We start from the raw sequence: 17191 nt of genomic DNA, 5'->3' as shown, positions 1-17191 counted from the left end.
CGTGGGCGCGACCAGCCACAACGGACCGGCAGCCGCCGAACAATAAGTCGGCCCGCCCCACTAGGCGCAGGCCGAAACCACCACCGGCTCAAGCGAGCGAACGGGCCGCACACACCCAACCGCCCGCCCACCCCCGAGCAGCGCCTCCCCGGCGAACTCGGTGAGCAGCTCGGGATCAACCCCGGCCCGAGCCAACGCCGCCGCAGCCACAGGAATCCGCGCCCGATTGGCCCCGTCCGCGATCTTCACGGCAACGGCCCGCCCATCCGGCAGCGCAGCAACCTGAACACCCTCGAAGCCGTCCTTGGCCAGCAGCCCCGGCACAGCAGCCATCAGCGCGGCCACGTCCCGCCCCGCGCCGGAGGCCATCTCCGCGTGCGACCGCATCGCGTCGGCCACCCGCGCCTCCGGCGTACCGGGAACGGCGGCCGTGATCCGAGCACCCGCACGAGCGAGCCCGTGCAGCGAGACCGAGAACAGCGGCGCCCCGCATCCGTCGACGGTCACCTGGGCGATCCGCTGCCCGGTGAGGTCCTCGACGATCTCCGCGATGGCCTGCTGGAGCGGATGCCCCGGATCCAGATAGTCGTCCAGGGACCAGCCGTTGAGCACGCACGTGTACAGCATCGCCGCGTGCTTGCCGGAGCAGTTCTGGGCGAGCCGCGAGGGCGCACGCCCCTCCCGCACCCACGCGTCCCGCACGAGCGGGTCGAACGGCATGTCGGTCACGTTGCGCAGATGGTCCTCGCTCAGCCCGGCGAGTTCGAGGATCCGCCGGGTGCCGGCGAGGTGCCGTTCCTCGCCGGAGTGGCTCGCCGCGGTGAGCGAGAGCAGCTCGCCGTCGAGCGGCAGCCCCGCCCGGACCATGGCGACGGCCTGCACGGGCTTGAGGGCGGACCGGGGGTAGAAGGCCGCCTCGATGTCGCCGAGCTGGAACTGGACGCGTCCGTCGGGGCCGAGCACGACGACGGAGCCGTAGTGGATGCCCTCGACGACCCCGCCGCGTATCAGGTGGGCGACGGGGGCGTGGAGGGGCTCGCGGATCAGGGGTGCGTCCGCGACGGAACTGCTGAACATCACTGCCTCTTGTCTGGGAGCGGTGCGAGGGTCACGCGCCCGCTCCGGTGGTGGGTTCGTTCTCGGTGGACCGGCGGGCGACGCGGCCGCGGATGCCGAACCATCCGCCGACCAGCGCTCCGACGATCAGCGGCAGGCACAGCACGGTGGTGCGGCCGGCGCCTCCGTCGGCGTACATGAGGACCAGGACGGAGGCGAGGAAGGCCAGCGTCACGAGTTCGGTCCAGGGGGAGCCGGGCAGCCGGTAGCCCGGGCGGGTCAGCTCGCCCTGCTGGGTCTTCTGCCAGAAGAGGAGGTGACAGATCATGATCATGCCCCAGGTGGAGAGGATGCCGATCGCCGCGAAGTTCAGGACGATCTCGAAGGCGTCCGCCGGGACCACGAAGTTGAGGCCGACGCCCAGGACACAGATACCGCTGGTGAGCAGGATGCCGCCGTACGGGACCTGGCTGCGGCTCATCACCGAGGTGAACCTGGGGGCGGAACCGGACATCGCCATGGAGCGCAGGATGCGGCCGGTGGAGTACAGGCCGGAGTTGAGCGAGGACATGGCCGCGGTGAGGACGACGAGGTTCATCACGCCGCCGGCCGCCGGGATGCCGATGTTGGACAGCACGGTCACGAAGGGGCTCTCGCCGGAGCTGTACTTGTTCCAGGGCAGCAGCATCGAGAGCAGGACGACCGAGCCGACGTAGAAGATGCCGACGCGCCACATGATCGAGTTGATCGCCTTCGGCATGATCTTCTCGGGGTTCTCGGTCTCGCCCGCCGTGACGCCGACCAGCTCGACGGAGGCGTAGGCGAAGACGACGCCCTGGATGATCAGCAGCATGGGCAGCAGGCCGTTGGGGAAGATGCCGCCGTTGTCGGTGATCAGGGACGGGCCGGGGGCGGCACCGTCGACGGGGTGCTGGGTGACCAGCAGGAAGATGCCGATGCACATGAAGATCACCAGCGCGCTGACCTTGACGATCGCGAACCAGAACTCCAGCTCACCGAAGATCTTGACGGAGATCAGGTTGACGGTCAGCACGACCGCGAGGGCGATCAATGCGATCACCCATTGAGGGATGTCCGAGAACATGCCCCAGTAGTGGGTGTACGTGGCCACCGCGGTGATGTCGGCGATGCCGGTGGTCGCCCAGTTCAGGAAGTACATCCAGCCCGCGGTGTACGCGCCCTTCTCGCCGAGGAACTCGCGGGCGTACGACACGAAGGCGCCCGAGGAGGGCCGGTACAGCACGAGTTCGCCGAGGGCGCGTACGACGAGGAAGGCGAAGACGCCGCAGACCGCGTAGGCGACGAACAGGGAGGGGCCGGCGTCGGCGAGCCGGCCGCCCGCGCCGAGAAAGAGGCCGGTGCCGATGGCGCCGCCGATGGCGATCATGTTGACGTGCCGGGACTTCAGGGACTTGCTGTAGCCCGCGTCTCCGGCGTCGACATGGCCGGAACGTTTCTGCACGCCTTCGTGCAGGGACTGCTCGCTCACGCCTCGGGTCCGCCTTCCGTTGGGGTGTCCGTGCGCCCGGGGCGCACGATGTTGGTGAGGGTGGTCTCGACGCGGTCGAGGTGGTGCGCCATGGCGTCGGTCGCGTCGAGTTCGGAACCGTCCATCAGCGCCTCGACGATCGCCCGGTGCTCGCGGTTGGACTGCTCGCGGCGTCCGCCCAGCTCGTTGAGGAAGGCCGACTGACGCGCCAGTGCGTCCCGGATCTCCTCGATGACCCGGCGGAAGACCGGGTTCTGGGCGGCCTGGGCGACAGCGAGGTGGAACAGCGTGTCGAGGGCGACCCAGGAGGTGGTGTCGGTCTCCCGCTCCATGCGCTCCAGCAGGTGCGCCAGGTGGTCCAGGTCCTCGGACGTGCGGCGCACGGCCGCGTAACCCGCCACCGGGATCTCCACATGGCGGCGCACCTCCAGCAGGTCGCTGGCCGCGTAGTCGCCGAAGGTGGGGTCCTCGACGGCGTTCGCGACCACGAAGGTGCCCTTGCCGGTCTTGGAGACGGTCAGGCCCATCGTCTGCAGTGCCCTGAGGGCCTCGCGCAGCACGGGCCGGCTGACCTCCAGGGAGCGGCAGAGCTCCGCCTCGGAGGGCAGCTTGTCCCCCACCGCGTACTCGCCGTTCTCGATGGCGGCACGCAGATGCGCCAGGACCGCTTCCATCGCGCTGATGCGCCGCGGACCCTGACTGGCTGTCTTGCTGTCTGACAGGTTCACGGGAGCGATACTGCGGGTGACGGGCGGACACTGTCAAGGGGGTCCCCCGGCCGCCCGGGGGAGACTTGTGGGAAAGGCTGGGTAGACGGCTTCTTGGCCAGGACGTCCCGAGACACGGAGGCCGCTATGGACTGGGGTCGGTTCGCGCAGCAGATGGCGGCGATGGCCCGCGATCTCCTCGCCCAGGAGTCGGTCGATGCCACCCTGGAACGGATCACCCACTCGGCGACCGAGCTGGTGGAGGGCTGTGACGCGGCCGGCATTCTGATGCTGAGCGGCGAGAAGGTACGGACGCTGGCGCCCACCGAGAAGCTCGTCGTCGACAGTGACGAACTGCAGGGGCGGCTGGGCGAGGGGCCGTGCTTCGAGGCCGCCCGCACCGTGGACGGCGAGCGGGTCTTCCGTATCGCGGACTTCACCCGGGAGCAGCCGCGCTGGCCCGACTACGCCCCGCAGGCGCACGCCCTGGGGGTGGGCAGCATGATGGGCTTCCTGCTCTACACCGAGGACCAGGAGTTCGGGGCGCTGAACCTCTACTCCCGCAAGCCGGGCGCCTTCACCGAGGCCAGTGAGCTGGCCGGCTGGCTGCTGGCCTCGCACGCGGCGGTCGCGTTCTCCAGCGCCCGCACCTACGCCCAGATGGAAGAGGCCGTCGCCACCCGGCACGCCATCGGCGAGGCCATGGGCATCCTCATGGGCGCGCACAACCTCACCGAGGAACAGGCGTTCGAGGCCCTGCGCCGCTTCTCGCAGCAGCACAACATCAAGCTCCGCGAGGTCGCCCGCCGGGTCTGCGAGCGCGGCGGCGTGGACTGAGTACACGGGCGGCTCCCCCGGCTCGTCGTCTGAACCGGAGGAGCCTGGCCGGGCCAGCCCCCCAGGGGAGCGTCGCTGCACCCGGCCTCAACGCCAAGTCCCCAGCCCGGCTCCCTTCACGCATCCACCGTCAGCTGTTCAGCGCCCCGCCCGCCAGCAGCCCGAGCAGCAGCACGCCCACGACGATCCGGTAGATGACGAAGGCGTTGAAGGAGTGCTTGGCGACGTACTTCAGCAGCCAGGCGATGGAGGCGTAGGCGACGACGAAGGAGACGAGCGTGCCCACGGCGAGCGGGGCGGCGCCCACGCCCGTGCCGAGCGCGTCCTTGAGCTCGTACAGGCCGGCGCCGGTCAGGGCCGGGATGCCGAGGAAGAAGGAGAGGCGGGTGGCGGCGACGCGGTCCAGGTCGAGGATGAGGGCCGTGGACATGGTGGCGCCGGAGCGGGAGAAGCCGGGGAAGAGCAGGGCGAGGATCTGCGAGCCGCCGACCAGCATCGCGTCCTTGAAGGTGGTGTCGTCCTCACCGCGCTTGTGCCGGCCCATCTGGTCCGCCGCCCACATCACGCCACTGCCGACGATCAGCGAGGCCGCGACCACCCACAGGGAGGCGAGCGGACCCTCGATGAGCGGCTTGGCGGCCAGGCCCACGATCACGATCGGGATGGTGGCGTAGATGACCCACCAGGCGAACTTGTAGTCGTGGTGGTACCGCTCCTCCTTGTTGACCAGCCCTCTTCCCCAGGCGGAGACGATCCGCACGATGTCCTTGAAGAAGTACAGGAGCACGGCCGCGATCGCCCCGACCTGGATGACGGCCGAGAAGCCGACGACGGCGTCGTCGTCGACGGGGATGTTCATGAGCCCCTCGGTGATCTTCAGATGGCCGGTGGAGGAGACGGGCAGGAACTCGGTCAGTCCCTCGACGACTCCGAGGACGGCGGCCTGGCCGACGTTGATGACGCTCATGGGATCCAGTTCTGAAGGAGTTGGTCGACAGTGCTGTAGACAGTCTTACTACGCGCGGGCGTGGTCCGGGTAATCAGGTCCACAGGGCCTGCGCGACCGACACCCCGACGAATGCCGCGCCGAGGCCCGCCGTCACGCTCCCCACGACGTTGGCGGCAGCGTAGAGCCCCGCCCCCGTCTCGGTCAGCCGCAGGGTCTCGTACGAGAAGGTCGAGTACGTCGTCAGGGCCCCGCACAGGCCGGTGCCGAGGAGCAGTTGCAGGTGGGAACCGGCCGCTCCCTGTGCCGCGGCGCCGGTCAGGAGGCCGAGGATCAGACAGCCCGTGACGTTCACCGCGAAGGTGCCCCAGGGGAAGACCGTGTCGTGCCGCGACTGCACCGCGCGGTCGGTGAGGTAGCGCAGCGGGGCTCCGACCATGGCGCCCGCGATCACCAACAGCCAGTTCACAACGACCTCTTACCCTTCACGTCCGCTTTGGCGGGGTTGCCCTCACGGCCGACGTACCTGATGACCTCGCAGTCGTCGAGGATGACGAGTCCCTCGCCGACGAGTTCGTCGAGCTGCGGCAGGAAGGCCCGTACCCGCTCCTCGGTGTCGACGATGACGATCGCGACGGGCAGGTCCTCGCTGAGGGAGAGCAGCCGGGTGGTGTGGATCAGGGAGGAGGCGCCGAAGCCCTCGATGCCGCGGAAGACGCTGGCGCCGGCGAGTCCGGCCGCGTGGGCGCGGTGCACGATCTCGGAGTAGAGCGGCTTGTGGTGCCAGGTGTCGTTCTCGCCGATGAAGACGGTCACGCGCAGGGCGTTGCCGGTCAGCCTCGTCATGGCTGCCTCCACTTCAGGACGCGGCGGCACGCGGCGACCGCGAGCCAGACCGCCGTGAGGGCCGCGAGCAGGGTCGCGGCGAGGTAGGCCAGCCCCGTGCGGGGGTGACCGGAGTCGACGAGCCGCTGGATGTCGACGGCGTAGGTGGAGAAGGTGGTGAAGCCGCCGAGCACGCCGGTGCCGAAGAAGGGGCGGACGAGGCGGTGGGCGGCCCATACGTCGGTGATGACGACCATGAACACGCCGATCACGGCACAGCCGACGACGTTGGTCCAGAACGTCGCCCACGGGAATCCGCCGGACTGGGTGGGCCACCACAGGGCGAGCGCGTAGCGGGCGGTGGCACCGATGGCCCCGCCGAGCGCGACCACCGCGACGACGGGCGCCTGGGCGCGCCAGTCGGGCCGTCGCGGGGCGCTCGGGCGGGTACGGAGGCTCTCGGCTTCCGGGGCTGTCATGGTCGTACGTCTCCTACTCGCCGGGGCCCGGGCATGCGGGCGCCGCTCCTTCGCAAGTAGGGACCGTTGGCGGCACCACTGCCGCGGTTCGGGTACGGCGGGCCCCACCGCCGCGCCGCGACGAGGTGCTCGCGGCCGGGCTACAGGGTAGCGCCCGGCCCGGACCGGGGTCATTTCGGGGCGGGCCGCTCACAGACCGCGATCCCACGCTCCCACAGGCTGCCCAGCACCAGGTGGCCGGCGGCCTCGCAGACGCTGGTGACCATGCGGAAGCCGGAGCGGCGGCGGGTGAGGTGGTGGACGACATCGCCCTGGTCGTCGACCGCGAGGACGCCGATGGTCCCGGCGGGGCGGTAGGGGGCGTGTACGGCGATACGGGCGGCGGCGGCGCGGACGGCGGGCGGGGTGCGGTGCAGCAGGTCGAGCGGCTGGACGCGCGGGGAGGCCAGGGAGACCCAGATCGGCCCGTCCGGCGAGCCGCGCCAGATGTTGTCGGGCATGCCGGGCAGGTTCTCGGCGAAGGGCTCGCCGTGTCCGGCCTTCGGACCGGTGAGCCAGTAGCGGGTGAGCCTGCGGGCGCCGGTCTCGGCGACGACCAGGAACGATTCGTCGGCGGCGAGCGCGAGACCGTTGGCGAACTGCAGCCCCTCAAGGAGTACTTCGGGCATCTCGCTGCCGGGTTCGAGGCGCAGCAGACGCCCGGTGCCGGTGTGCTCGACGATGTCGCCGATCCAGTGATCGAGCGGGTGCACACGGCTGGAGACGGTGAAGCAGACGCTGCCGTCGGCCAGGGCGACGACATTGCTGCAGAACCGCAGCCGCTCCCCCGCCACCGAGTCGGCGAGGATACGGACGATGCCCTCGCGCAGGTCGACGCGGAGCAGTCCGAGCTCGGCGTCGCACACCAACAGGACGTCGTCCGGCAGGAGTTCGAGGCCGAGCGGCCGGCCGCCGGTCTCGGCGAGCACTTCGACGCGGGCCGGCGCCTCGCCGGTCAGGCCGTCGACGCGCAGGATGCGGCCGTCCTCCACGCCGGTGAGCACACGGCCCCGGGCGTCGGCGACGACGTCCTCGGGGCCACGGCCGCCGATGGCGACGTACCGGAGCGGAACGAGAGCGGCGGGTCGGTCCATGGAAACCTCCTCGTCGAGGTCGGGACAGTTCATGCTGGCACGTAGCAGGAGGTCCGCCGGGCGCGGGGTCACTCGATCAGGTTTACCTCGGCACTTTCCCGGCCACTCAGGACATCGCCGATAAGGAGTGGTCCCATGTCACGGTCGGCCCGCTGGTGGCACCGGTCGGGACTCGGTGAGCTGCACCGGCGGGGCCGGGAGCTGGAACTGCTGCACCGGGCCCTGGGATTCGCGACGCTCGCGCTGGTCACGCTGGCGCCGCTGCTGATCGTGGTCGCGGCGGCGGATCCGCTGGGGCACGGCGGTTTCGCGCTGTGGCTGGTGGACGGGATGGACCTGTCCGGGCGCTCCGCGAAGGCCCTGTCGGACGTCTTCGGGCCGCCCAGCAAGGTGGTCGGCACCGCGAGCGCGTGGAGCGTGGCGCTGCTCGCGCTGTTCGGGCTGTCGTTCGCGGCGAGCGTGCAGAACGGCTACGAGCGGATCTGGAAGCCGTCCCCCGGGCCGTGGCACCGGATCTGGCGGCAGGCGGTCTGGCTGGTCGTGCTCATGGCGTACGTGTACGCGCAGGTGGAGACCCGGAACGTGCTGCACGGGACCGCCCGCATCCCGCTGAGCATGGCGGTCGGGATCCTGTTCTTCTGGTGGGGCCCGCACTTCCTCCTCAATCGCCAGGTGCGCTGGCGGCACCTGCTGCCCGGGGCGCTCGCCACGATGGCGGGGCTGGTGGGCCTGCGCTGGTTCTCGTATCTGGTGTTCACCCCGCTGCTGGTCACCAACGCGGTCAGCTACGGCCCGGTCGGCACCATCCTGGTCGTGGAGTCCTGGCTGGTCGGAGTGGGCTTCGTGGTCTACGGCGGTGCGCTGATCGGGCGGCTGCTGTGCGAGCGGTTCGGCTACACGGACGAGGAGGACGCCGCCGATGAGGAGGCCCCGCCCGTCCAGGCGCCCGAGGGCAAGGTCTAGCCCCTGGCCGCGTCTACCAGCCCTTCTCGAACATCCGCGCCACCTCGGCGATCCGGATCTCGTCGCGCCGGTAGTAGGTGCGCGTCCCGATCCTGCACGCCGTCAACAGGCCCATGTCCGCGAGCAGTCCGAGATGGGTGCCGGCGACCGCGCTGGACACACCGAGCTTCGCGGCGACGGCGTCAACGGTCACGCCTCTTTCGACGCCGCTCCCGTGCGACTGGGGTGGGAAGTGGGCGGCCGGCTCCTTCAGCCACTCCAGGATGTCCAGACGTGTCCCGCTGACGGAAGCCCTCAACATCGCGTCCCCCTTTCCGGACGGACCACCGCGAACCGCGTCCTCCCACTGTCCCGCAGGACCCACAGTCGTGTCCGTGACTCGGCGGCGCTTGTCCGGTACCGAGCGGCCCGGTCTGTCCAGGCGCATGGGGCACGGCCCCTGTACGGAAAGGGCGAGGGCCCGGCCGCTCCCCTGCGACCGGGCCCTCTCCTCATGGTTCAGCGATGGCTGAACCAGCTCATGGCGGAAGTGGCCTTGTCGGAGTAGTCGAACAGGGCCTGGTTCTCCCAGCCGTTGCCGGAGGTGGAGTCGGTCGGGTCCCAGCCGTTGCCGGTGACCGCGGTCCAGGTCGCCTCCCAGTAGAAGACGCCGAGTCCCTTGTTGCCGGGGACGGCCTCGACGATGTTCGCCACGGCGTTCATCCACGCCAGCTGGCCCGCCTGGGTGGCCGGGTAGCCGGTGACCAGTTCGCCGCTGGTGTCGATCTGGTTCTCCAGCGAGTCGTCCTGGGACAGCGTGAACGGGTAGGCCGTCTCGGCGACGAAGACGGGCTTGCCGTAGCGGGAGACCACGTCGTCCAGCGTGGTCTGCGCGGCGGCCAGCGAACCGTGCCAGTAGCCGTAGTACGACAGCCCGATCACGTCGTAGTTGATGCCGTAGGTCTTGGCGTTGTCGAACCACCAGCGGACCGTCGCGTCGTCGCCCGCGTTGGCCAGGTGCAGGGCGACCTGCGTGCCGGAGGAGACCGCCTTGACCGCGCTGTAGCCGGAGTTGATCAGACCGGCGAGCTGCGACCAGTTGTCGGTGGAGCCCTCGGACCACAGCATGCCGCCATTGATCTCATTGCCGACCTGGACCATGTCGGCGGTGGTGCCCTGGGCCTTCAACGCGTTCAACACGTCGTACGTGTGGTTGTACACGTCCGTCTTCAGTTGACTGTATGTATGCGAGGACCAGGCGGCGGGCTTGGTCTGCTTGCCCGGGTCGGCCCAGGTGTCCGAGTAGTGGAAGTCGACCAGCAGCTTCATGCCGGCGGCCTTGATGCGCTTGGCCATGGCCAGCACGCGCGTCTTGTTGTTGTAGCCGTCGGCCGGGTTGACCCAGACCTTCAGGCGCGCGTAGTTCATGCCGGCGTTCTTCAGGATGGTGACCGCGTCGCCGGTGGTGCCGGAGCTGGTCTTGTAGACGCCGCCGAGGGCCTCGCTCTTGGCGAGGGAGGAGATGTCGGCACCCTTGATCGACAGGCCGGTGGAGCCGGACGCGAAGGTCAGGTCGTCAACATTGATCCAGTTGCCCGCGTTCGCATCACTGTTGATGCTGATGGTGCACTGGTTGTTGGTCACATTGATCGACGTGACAATGCGGACCCAGCTGCTGGTGGAGACCGGCAGATCGGTCTTCTGCTCCGAACTGCCGCAGTTCTTCAGGGATATGTACGCGGAGTTCTGGCCGCCGCTGGAGCGGACCCAGGCGGTGAGCGTGTAGTTGCCGTTGGTCAGTCCCGACAGGTACTGGTACGTCTCCACCTTGTAGGCGGCGGACGAGTAGTGGGACAGGCGGTAACTGCCGCTGTGACCGCCGGACTCGGTGTACGAGGCCGCGTTCTGACCGGCCGCCGAATACGTCGACCAGCCGGTCGGCGTCGCGGTGCCGGTGCCGTCGGACTCGAATCCGCCGTTGGTGAGCGTGCTGGCGGCCTGCGCGCTGGGGGCGGGCAGAGCGACGAGGGCGAGCCCGGCCACGAGCGGCAGCAGCAGGGCCCTTAGTGTGCGTCTGGGATGGAACATCTTCGTCCGTCGTCCCTTCGACGTGATGGGGATGGGGTGTCCCCTCCAGTGGGGGTTTCCCCGATGGGGTTCCTTCCGGTGGCACCCGGAGGGAGAGCCCCTCCGCCCGCGGCTCTCGTGGCACGCGCGGGCGGAGGGGAGTCGGCTCAGCCGTCGAGTCGTACGACCCGGACGGCTCCCGCGGGCAGCGCGAGGCGGCCCGCCGCGCGTTCACCGGTCAGCAGCTCGGTGCCGTGCGCGTCCAGCGGCACCTTCGCGTCCGAGGCGGTGTGGTTGATCGCGAACAGATAGCTGCCCGACTCGCCGGTGCGGCGCACGACCTCGACGTCACGGGGCAGGTCGGCGCGCGGGGCGACCCGGGCGTCCTCCAGGGCCCAGCCCAGCAGGGCGTCCAGGCCCTCGGCACCGAGGCGGGTGGAGACGTACCAGGCGGTGCCCTCGCCGAGGTGGTGGCGGGTGACGGCCGGCCCGCCCGCGGTCAGACCGTCGGCGTACGTCCACACGGTCTCGGCGCCGCGCGGCACCACGAACTCGCTCCACACGTCGCCGGCCAGCTCGGAGCCGTCCGGACCGGTGATGCGCACCGACCGGCCCTGCAGCAGCGGCGAGAACTCCTCGACGGTCAGGCCGAGCACGTCCCTGAGCGCGCCCGGGTAGGCGCCCTCGTGGACGGCGTCGTGCTCGTCGACGATGCCGGAGAAGTACGAGACGACGAGGGTGCCGCCGTTCTCGACGTACTCCTTGAGGTTGTTCCCGGCCGCCTCCGTCATCAGGTAGAGGGCGGGCACGACGACAAGGGGATACCTCGACAAGTCGGCTTCCGGGTGGGCGAAGTCGACCGTGAGGTGGCGGTCGTACAGGGCCTCGTAGAAGGCGTCAGCGCGCTCGCGCGGGTCGTGGTCCTCGCTGGGGCGCCACTCCAGGTTCTGCGCCCACCAGGAGTGCCAGTCCCACAGCACGGCCACGTCGGCCTCGGTACGGGTGCCGCGGACGGTGCTCAACGAGTCGAGGGACGCGCCGAGTTCGACCACCTCACGCCACACGCGCGTGTCGGTGCCGCCGTGCGGGAGCATCGCCGAGTGGAACTTCTCGGCGCCGCGCCGGGACTGGCGCCACTGGAAGAACATCGCGCCGTCGGAGCCACGGGCCACGTGTGCCAGGGAGTTGCGGGCCATCTGCCCCGGGGCCTTGGCGGGGTTGCGCGGCTGCCAGTTCACACCCGAGGTGGAGTGCTCCAGGAGCAGCCACGGAGCGCCACCGGCGACGGAGCGGGTGAGGTCGGCGGCCATCGCGAGGTTGACGTGGGTGCGGCGGCCGTCGGTGATCAGGTAGTGGTCGTTGGTGACGAGGTCGACCTCGCGGCCCCAGGCCCAGTAGTCGACGGAGTCGCACTGGCTGAGGGCGGTCATGAAGTTGGTGGTGACCGGGACGCCGGGCGCGAGTCCGTGCAGGATGTCCCGCTCCCTGCAGAAGTTCTCGCGCATGGTGGCGTCGGCGAAGCGCTTGTAGTCGAGTGCCTGGGCCGGGTTGACGGCCGTCGGGGTGGCGCGCGGCGGGTTGATCTGGTCGAAGCCGGTGTAGCGCTGGCCCCAGAAGGCCGTGCCCCAGGCCTCGTTGACGGCTTCGACGGTCCCGTACGTCGCCTCGAGCCAACAACGGAAGTGGGCGGCGCAGGAGTCGCAGTAGCAGGCGGAGACGGGGACGCCGTACTCGTTGTGCACGTGCCACAGCGCGAGCGCCGGGTGGTCGGCGTAGCGCTCGGCGAGCTTGGTGGTGATGGTCGCGGCGGCAACCCGGTAGTCGGCGTTGCTGTGACAGATCGCGGCGCGGGAGCCGAACTCGTAGCGCACGCCCTCGCGGCTGACCGGCAGCGCCTCGGGGTGCGCGCGGTAGAACCAGGCGGGCGGGCAGACGGTGGGCGTGCCCAGGTCGACGCGGATGCCGTTCTCGTGCAACAGGTCGACGATCCGGTCGAGCCAGCCGAAGTCGTACACCCCTGGTGAGGGCTCGAGGAGCGCCCAGGAGAAGATTCCGAGGCTCACCATCGTGACGCCGGCCTCGCGCATCAGCCGGACGTCCTCGTGCCAGACGCTTTCCGGCCACTGCTCGGGGTTGTAGTCCCCACCGAAGGCGAGCCTGGTGAGGCCCCTGGGGCTGGTCTCCGGCATGGATCTCTCCCGTTTTATCGATCATTTGGGAACGTGCACACACAGCGGCGGCGGTGCGAGCCCAACATAACCGCACAGCAACAACCATTGACAAGTGTCCGGGATGTTTCTCTACTGTGAACGCTCACAGAGCAGCATGACAGGTCCTCGCGACGGGCGGGGGCCCGGCTCATGTGATTCGCATGGCAGGTTCCCGCAGCAGGCGGGGGCCCAGGTCAGGGGAGAGATCCATGCCCAACACGAAGCGCAGTCGCCTCGTGGCTTGCACCATCGCCGTCGCCCTCGGCGCCACCGCACTCGCCGCGTGCGGTTCGTCCGACTCGGACAGCAAGGCCGAGTCCGGTCCGGTCTCGCTGACGTACTGGACCTGGACGCCCGGCATGGACAAGGTCGTGGACCTGTGGAACAAGGGTCCGGGCAAGAAGGACCAGATCACGGTCACGGTGAAGAAGCAGGCGTCCGGCGACACGCTGGTCACCAAGATCCTCACCGCGCACAAGGCGAAGACGGCCCCGGACCTGGTGCAGGCCGAGTACCAGGCGTTGCCGACGCTGGTCAGCAATGACGCGCTCGCCGACATATCGAAGGAGGTCGGCGACGCCAAGAGCAAGTTCGCCGACGGTGTCTGGCAGCAGACCACGCTGGGCACGGACGCGGTGTACGCGGTGCCGCAGGACATCGGGCCGATGATGTTCTACTACCGCGCGGACCTCTTCAAGAAGTACGGCCTGACGGTCCCGACGACCTGGGACGAGTTCGCCGAGACCGCCCGTGCGCTGAAGAAGAAGGCCCCGGACAAGGACCTCACCACCTTCTCCGCCAACGACTCCGGCCTCTTCGCGGGCCTCGCCCAGCAGGCCGGCGCCAAGTGGTGGACGACCTCCGGCGACAAGTGGAAGGTCGGCATCAACGACACGGCCACCAAGAAGGTCGCCGACTTCTGGGGCGGCCTGGTCAAGGAGGGCGCCATCGACAACCAGCCGATGTACACGCCGTCCTGGAACAAGGCGCTGAACACCGGCAAGCAGATCGCCTGGGTGTCCGCCGTGTGGGCGCCGGGCACGCTGACCACGGCCGCGCCGGACACCAAGGGCAAGTGGGCCATGGCCCCGCTCCCCCAGTGGTCCGCCGGTGAGAACGTCACGGGCAGCTGGGGCGGCTCCTCGACCGCCGTTACCTCGGACTCGTCGCACAAGGAGGCCGCCGCCAAGTTCGCCGCGTGGCTGAACACGGACGGCACGGCCCTGCAGGCACTCGCCAAGGAGAGCGGCATCTACCCGGCCGCCACCAACGCCCAGACCAGCGGCGCCTTCACCACTCCCCCGGCGTACTTCTCGAACCAGTCGGACTTCTACGCCAAGGCCGCCGAGATCGCGAAGACCACGGCGCCCTCGGCCTGGGGCCCGAACGTGAACGTCGCCTACACCACGTTCAACGACGCGTTCGGCGCCGCCGCGAAGAACAAGTCGGACTTCACCGCCGCCCTGGACAAGATGCAGGACGCCACGGTCGCCGACCTGAAGAAGCAGGGCTTCGAGGTCGCTCAGTGAGCAGCACCACCCGCCGGAGGTCGTACGGGGTCAAGGGGGCCCCGTACGCCCACCCGTCTCCCACCACCACCCTCAAACGAGCGCGAAGCGCCCCCTACTTTTTCCTCGTCCCCGCCACTGTCCTCTTCGCACTGTTCTTCGCGCTGCCCATCGGCTACGCGGCCTACCTGAGCTTCCGCAAGGTGCACGTCTCCGGGCTGGGCCTGGGTTCGGGTGCCCGCAAGGAGGTCTGGGCCGGCCTGGAGAACTACACCGACGCCCTCACCGACAGCGAACTGCTGCACGGGGCGCTGCGCGTGCTGGGCTACGGCTGCATCGTCGTCCCGGTGATGCTCGGCCTCGCCCTCCTGTTCGCGCTGATGCTCGACTCGGAGAAGGTGCGGCTCGCGCCCTTCACCCGGCTCGCGATCTTCCTGCCGTACGCCATTCCCGGTGTGGTGGCGGCCCTGATGTGGGGCTTCCTGTACCTGCCGGACGTCAGCCCCTTCTACTACGTGCTCGAGAAGCTGCACATGCCGCAGCCGAACCTCCTCGACGGGGGTCCGCTGTACCTCGCGATGGCCAACATCGCGGTCTGGGGCGGTACCGGCTTCAACATGATCGTCATCTACACCTCGCTGCAGGCGATCCCGGCGGAGGTGTACGAGGCGGCGAAGCTGGACGGCGCCACCCCGCTGCAGATCGCGCTGCGGATCAAGATCCCGATGGTGGCGCCCTCGCTGGTGCTGACCTTCTTCTTCTCGATCATCGCGACGCTCCAGGTGTTCAACGAGCCGACCACCCTCAAGCCGCTCACCAACTCCCTGCCGCTGACCTGGAGTCCGCTGATGACCGTCTACCAGGACGCGTTCCGCAAGGGCGACATCTACCAGGCGGCCGCCGAGGCCGTGATCATCGCCGTCGCGACGCTCGTCCTGTCCTTCGGCTTCCTGCGGGCCGCGAACCGCCGGCAGAAGCAGGAGGCAGCACGATGAGTTCCCTCGCCGTCCAGAAAGTCCCCTCCGCGGCCGGCACCACCGGCACCGCCCAGGACCGTCCGCCGCTGCGCCGCCGGATCTCACTGGTTCCCACGGTCACGTTGCTGATCGGCGCGATCTACACGCTGCTGCCGGTGGCGTGGGTCGTCATCGCGTCCACCAAGTCCGGGCGTGAGCTGTTCTCCACGTTCACGTTCCTGCCCGGCAGCGGCTTCGCCGACAACATCAAGCAGCTGAACGCCTACCGCGACGGCGTGTACTGGAAGTGGATGGGCAACTCCGCCCTCTACGCCGGCCTGGGCGCCCTGCTGTCGACGTGCGTGTCGGCGTTCAGCGGCTACGCGCTGGCGACCTACCGCTTCCGCGGCCGCGAGACGATCTTCAACGTCCTGCTCGCGGGCGTGCTGATGCCGCCGATCATCCTCGCCATCCCGCAGTACCTGCTGCTGGCGAAGGCGGACCTCTCGGACTCCTACCTGTCCGTGCTGCTTCCGCAGATCCTTTCCCCGTACGGCGTCTACCTCGCGCGGATCTACGCCTCCGCGGCCGTGCCGGCCGACGTGGTCGAGGCCGGGCGGATGGACGGGGCGAGCGAGTGGCGGATCTTCACCCGGGTCGCGCTGCCGATGATGGTGCCGGGTCTGGTGACGGTGTTCCTGTTCCAGTTCGTGGCCGTGTGGAACAACTTCCTGCTGCCGTACATCATGCTCAGCGACGACGAGAAGTTCCCGATCACGCTGGGTCTGTACACGCTGCTCGAACAGGGTGCCAACACGCCTGCGCTCTACACCCTGGTGATCACCGGCGCGTTCCTGGCGGTGCTTCCGCTGATCGCGCTCTTCCTGGTCATCCAGCGGTTCTGGAGCCTCGATCTGCTCTCCGGAGCCGTAAAGTCATGACCATGAGCAACACGGGGGGCCGACGCAGACCGCCGACGATCCACGACGTGGCCCGCGAGGCGGGTGTCTCGCGGGGCACCGTCTCGCGGGTGCTCAACGGCGGGCACTACGTCAGCCCGGCCGCGGCCGAGGCGGTCAACGCGGCGATCCGCAAGACGGGTTACGTCGTCAACCGGCACGCCCGCTCACTGATCACCGGCCGTTCGGACTCCGTCGGCTTCCTGCTGACGGAGCCTCAGGAACGGTTCTTCGAGGATCCCAACTTCAATGTGCTGCTGAGCGCCTGCACCCAGGCGCTGGCGGCGCACGACATTCCGCTGCTGCTGATGCTGGCGGGCACCAAGGACGAACGGCGGCGCATAACGCGCTACATCACAGCCGGCCATGTCGACGGGGTGCTGCTGGTCTCCAGCCACTCCGGGGACCCGGTCGCGGAGGAGCTGCACAAGGCGGGCGTGCCGCTCGTCCAGTGCGGCAAGCCCATGGGCCTCGGCTCCAAGGTCAGTTACGTGGCCGCGGACGACCGGGACGGCGCCCGGGACATGGTGCGCCACCTGCTGTCGCTGGGCCGCCGCCGCATCGGCATGGTGAGCGGACCGCTGGACACGCCCGGCGGTGTCGACCGTCTCGCCGGCTACAAGGAGGTGCTCGCCGACGCGGGCATCGGGATCGACGAGGACCTCATCGTCTCCGGCGACTACAGCCGGGCCAGCGGTGAGGCCGGTGCCGAACGGCTGCTGGCCCAGGCCCCGGACATGGACGCCGTGTTCGTCGCCTCCGACCTGATGGCGCAGGGCGCCCTGACGGCGCTGCACCGGGCGGGCCGCCGGGTCCCGGAGGACGTGTCGGTGGGCGGCTTCGACGACTCCGTCGCGGCGATCGAGGCGACCCCGCCCCTCACCACGATCCGCCAGCCCTACGACCGCATCAGCGCCGAGATGGTACGGGTGCTGCTCGCGCAGATCGGCGGCGAGGACCCGGCGGCGGTGATCCTGCCGACGGAGCTGGTGAAGCGGGACTCCACGTGAGTTCCCGGGGCCGGGGCCAAGGGCTCCCGGCCCCGGTCCGTTGTTC

17 protein-coding genes are annotated in these 17191 nt (G+C 69.6%); 6 read left to right on the top strand and 11 right to left on the bottom strand.

Annotated features, from left to right (window positions below):
- Nucleotides 1-60 precede the first annotated feature (60 nt).
- The 3 genes from ABZ848_RS05395 to ABZ848_RS05385 are packed head-to-tail and all read right to left on the bottom strand — an operon-like array spanning nucleotide 61 to nucleotide 3240.
- Complete coding sequence (locus ABZ848_RS05395; protein WP_360825625.1) at nucleotides 61-1077, bottom strand: asparaginase; 1017 nt, start codon at nucleotides 1075-1077, stop codon at nucleotides 61-63.
- A gap of 31 nt (nucleotides 1078-1108) precedes the next feature.
- Nucleotides 1109-2566, bottom strand: a complete 1458-nt coding sequence (locus ABZ848_RS05390) for an amino acid permease (protein WP_360825622.1) — start codon at nucleotides 2564-2566, stop codon at nucleotides 1109-1111.
- The gene (locus tag ABZ848_RS05385; RefSeq protein ID WP_360825834.1) at nucleotides 2563-3240 is read right to left on the bottom strand and encodes a FadR/GntR family transcriptional regulator; all 678 of its coding nucleotides are present in this window, start codon (nucleotides 3238-3240) and stop codon (nucleotides 2563-2565) included. Before ABZ848_RS05385 ends, ABZ848_RS05390 begins: the two co-directional genes overlap by 4 nt.
- A 180-nt stretch (nucleotides 3241-3420) precedes the next feature.
- Between ABZ848_RS05385 and ABZ848_RS05380 the strand changes: the two genes are divergently transcribed.
- A complete protein-coding gene (locus ABZ848_RS05380; protein ID WP_360825620.1) occupies nucleotides 3421-4110 on the top strand; it encodes a GAF and ANTAR domain-containing protein in 690 nt (229 codons plus the stop codon).
- 130 nt (nucleotides 4111-4240) lie between these two features.
- Here ABZ848_RS05380 and ABZ848_RS05375 read toward each other — a convergent pair whose 3' ends face one another.
- The 5 genes from ABZ848_RS05375 to ABZ848_RS05355 all read right to left on the bottom strand — a co-directional run bounded on the left by ABZ848_RS05375 (nucleotide 4241) and on the right by ABZ848_RS05355 (nucleotide 7493).
- On the bottom strand, nucleotides 4241-5077 hold the full coding sequence (locus tag ABZ848_RS05375) for an undecaprenyl-diphosphate phosphatase (protein ID WP_360825617.1): 837 nt from the start codon (nucleotides 5075-5077) through the stop codon (nucleotides 4241-4243).
- Between the two features lie 73 nt (nucleotides 5078-5150).
- Complete coding sequence (crcB, locus tag ABZ848_RS05370) at nucleotides 5151-5525, bottom strand: fluoride efflux transporter CrcB (RefSeq protein ID WP_360825614.1); 375 nt, start codon at nucleotides 5523-5525, stop codon at nucleotides 5151-5153.
- Complete coding sequence (locus tag ABZ848_RS05365) at nucleotides 5522-5902, bottom strand: DUF190 domain-containing protein (protein ID WP_360825611.1); 381 nt, start codon at nucleotides 5900-5902, stop codon at nucleotides 5522-5524. Before ABZ848_RS05365 ends, crcB (ABZ848_RS05370) begins: the two co-directional genes overlap by 4 nt.
- Nucleotides 5899-6360, bottom strand: coding sequence for a fluoride efflux transporter CrcB (crcB, locus tag ABZ848_RS05360; RefSeq protein WP_360825608.1), 462 nt, complete (start codon nucleotides 6358-6360; stop codon nucleotides 5899-5901). The genes ABZ848_RS05365 and crcB (ABZ848_RS05360) overlap by 4 nt, the downstream gene beginning before the upstream one ends.
- 170 nt (nucleotides 6361-6530) lie before the next feature.
- Nucleotides 6531-7493 (bottom strand): SMP-30/gluconolactonase/LRE family protein, encoded by a 963-nt coding sequence (locus ABZ848_RS05355; RefSeq protein ID WP_360825605.1) that lies wholly within the window; start codon nucleotides 7491-7493, stop codon nucleotides 6531-6533.
- A gap of 135 nt (nucleotides 7494-7628) precedes the next feature.
- On the opposite strand from ABZ848_RS05355, the gene ABZ848_RS05350 reads away from it, so the two are divergent.
- Entirely contained in the window at nucleotides 7629-8456 is an 828-nt protein-coding gene (locus ABZ848_RS05350; protein WP_360825602.1) for a ribonuclease BN, read from the top strand.
- Nucleotides 8457-8469: 13 nt separating this feature from the next.
- Here the strand turns inward: ABZ848_RS05350 and ABZ848_RS05345 are convergent, their stop codons facing one another.
- The 3 genes from ABZ848_RS05345 to ABZ848_RS05335 form a co-directional block, all read right to left on the bottom strand.
- On the bottom strand, nucleotides 8470-8757 hold the full coding sequence (locus ABZ848_RS05345; RefSeq protein ID WP_360825599.1) for a winged helix-turn-helix domain-containing protein: 288 nt from the start codon (nucleotides 8755-8757) through the stop codon (nucleotides 8470-8472).
- A gap of 197 nt (nucleotides 8758-8954) precedes the next feature.
- On the bottom strand, nucleotides 8955-10523 hold the full coding sequence (locus ABZ848_RS05340) for a glycosyl hydrolase 53 family protein (RefSeq protein WP_360825596.1): 1569 nt from the start codon (nucleotides 10521-10523) through the stop codon (nucleotides 8955-8957).
- 146 nt (nucleotides 10524-10669) lie between these two features.
- The gene (locus ABZ848_RS05335; protein WP_360825593.1) at nucleotides 10670-12691 is read right to left on the bottom strand and encodes a beta-galactosidase; all 2022 of its coding nucleotides are present in this window, start codon (nucleotides 12689-12691) and stop codon (nucleotides 10670-10672) included.
- A 230-nt stretch (nucleotides 12692-12921) separates the two neighbouring features.
- Here ABZ848_RS05335 and ABZ848_RS05330 point away from each other — a divergent pair, with 230 nt between their 5' ends.
- From ABZ848_RS05330 to ABZ848_RS05315, 4 genes are read left to right on the top strand one after another with little or no spacing between them, the layout of a single operon-like run.
- Nucleotides 12922-14241 (top strand): extracellular solute-binding protein, encoded by a 1320-nt coding sequence (locus tag ABZ848_RS05330; protein ID WP_360825590.1) that lies wholly within the window; start codon nucleotides 12922-12924, stop codon nucleotides 14239-14241.
- Nucleotides 14238-15215, top strand: coding sequence for a sugar ABC transporter permease (locus tag ABZ848_RS05325; protein WP_360825587.1), 978 nt, complete (start codon nucleotides 14238-14240; stop codon nucleotides 15213-15215). The genes ABZ848_RS05330 and ABZ848_RS05325 overlap by 4 nt, the downstream gene beginning before the upstream one ends.
- Nucleotides 15212-16117 carry a carbohydrate ABC transporter permease gene (locus ABZ848_RS05320; protein ID WP_360825584.1) on the top strand — a complete coding sequence of 302 codons (906 nt, stop codon included), beginning with the start codon at nucleotides 15212-15214 and terminating at the stop codon, nucleotides 16115-16117. Before ABZ848_RS05325 ends, ABZ848_RS05320 begins: the two co-directional genes overlap by 4 nt.
- Nucleotides 16114-17145, top strand: a complete 1032-nt coding sequence (locus tag ABZ848_RS05315; RefSeq protein WP_360825581.1) for a LacI family DNA-binding transcriptional regulator — start codon at nucleotides 16114-16116, stop codon at nucleotides 17143-17145. The genes ABZ848_RS05320 and ABZ848_RS05315 overlap by 4 nt, the downstream gene beginning before the upstream one ends.
- Nucleotides 17146-17191: the final 46 nt, after the last annotated feature.

The organism is Streptomyces sp. NPDC047081, assembly GCF_040643775.1.
In the GTDB taxonomy this organism is placed as follows: Bacteria; Actinomycetota; Actinomycetes; order Streptomycetales; family Streptomycetaceae; genus Streptomyces.
The sequence above is the reverse complement of the archived record's forward strand: the minus strand, read 5'-3'. Positions and strand labels throughout refer to the sequence as shown.

What these genes read in the sequence shown, in the direction of transcription:
- ABZ848_RS05395 (WP_360825625.1), bottom strand. Translation starts at nt 1,077, where the DNA reads ATGTTCAGCAGTTCCGTCGCGGACGCACCCCTGATCCGCGAGCCCCTC.
- ABZ848_RS05385 (WP_360825834.1), bottom strand. Translation starts at nt 3,240, where the DNA reads ATGGAAGCGGTCCTGGCGCATCTGCGTGCCGCCATCGAGAACGGCGAG.
- ABZ848_RS05380 (WP_360825620.1), top strand. Translation starts at nt 3,421, where the DNA reads ATGGACTGGGGTCGGTTCGCGCAGCAGATGGCGGCGATGGCCCGCGAT.
- ABZ848_RS05375 (WP_360825617.1), bottom strand. Translation starts at nt 5,077, where the DNA reads ATGAGCGTCATCAACGTCGGCCAGGCCGCCGTCCTCGGAGTCGTCGAG.
- ABZ848_RS05365 (WP_360825611.1), bottom strand. Translation starts at nt 5,902, where the DNA reads ATGACGAGGCTGACCGGCAACGCCCTGCGCGTGACCGTCTTCATCGGC.
- crcB (WP_360825608.1), bottom strand. Translation starts at nt 6,360, where the DNA reads ATGACAGCCCCGGAAGCCGAGAGCCTCCGTACCCGCCCGAGCGCCCCG.
- ABZ848_RS05355 (WP_360825605.1), bottom strand. Translation starts at nt 7,493, where the DNA reads ATGGACCGACCCGCCGCTCTCGTTCCGCTCCGGTACGTCGCCATCGGC.
- ABZ848_RS05350 (WP_360825602.1), top strand. Translation starts at nt 7,629, where the DNA reads ATGTCACGGTCGGCCCGCTGGTGGCACCGGTCGGGACTCGGTGAGCTG.
- ABZ848_RS05345 (WP_360825599.1), bottom strand. Translation starts at nt 8,757, where the DNA reads ATGTTGAGGGCTTCCGTCAGCGGGACACGTCTGGACATCCTGGAGTGG.
- ABZ848_RS05340 (WP_360825596.1), bottom strand. Translation starts at nt 10,523, where the DNA reads ATGTTCCATCCCAGACGCACACTAAGGGCCCTGCTGCTGCCGCTCGTG.
- ABZ848_RS05335 (WP_360825593.1), bottom strand. Translation starts at nt 12,691, where the DNA reads ATGCCGGAGACCAGCCCCAGGGGCCTCACCAGGCTCGCCTTCGGTGGG.
- ABZ848_RS05330 (WP_360825590.1), top strand. Translation starts at nt 12,922, where the DNA reads ATGCCCAACACGAAGCGCAGTCGCCTCGTGGCTTGCACCATCGCCGTC.
- ABZ848_RS05320 (WP_360825584.1), top strand. Translation starts at nt 15,212, where the DNA reads ATGAGTTCCCTCGCCGTCCAGAAAGTCCCCTCCGCGGCCGGCACCACC.
- ABZ848_RS05315 (WP_360825581.1), top strand. Translation starts at nt 16,114, where the DNA reads ATGACCATGAGCAACACGGGGGGCCGACGCAGACCGCCGACGATCCAC.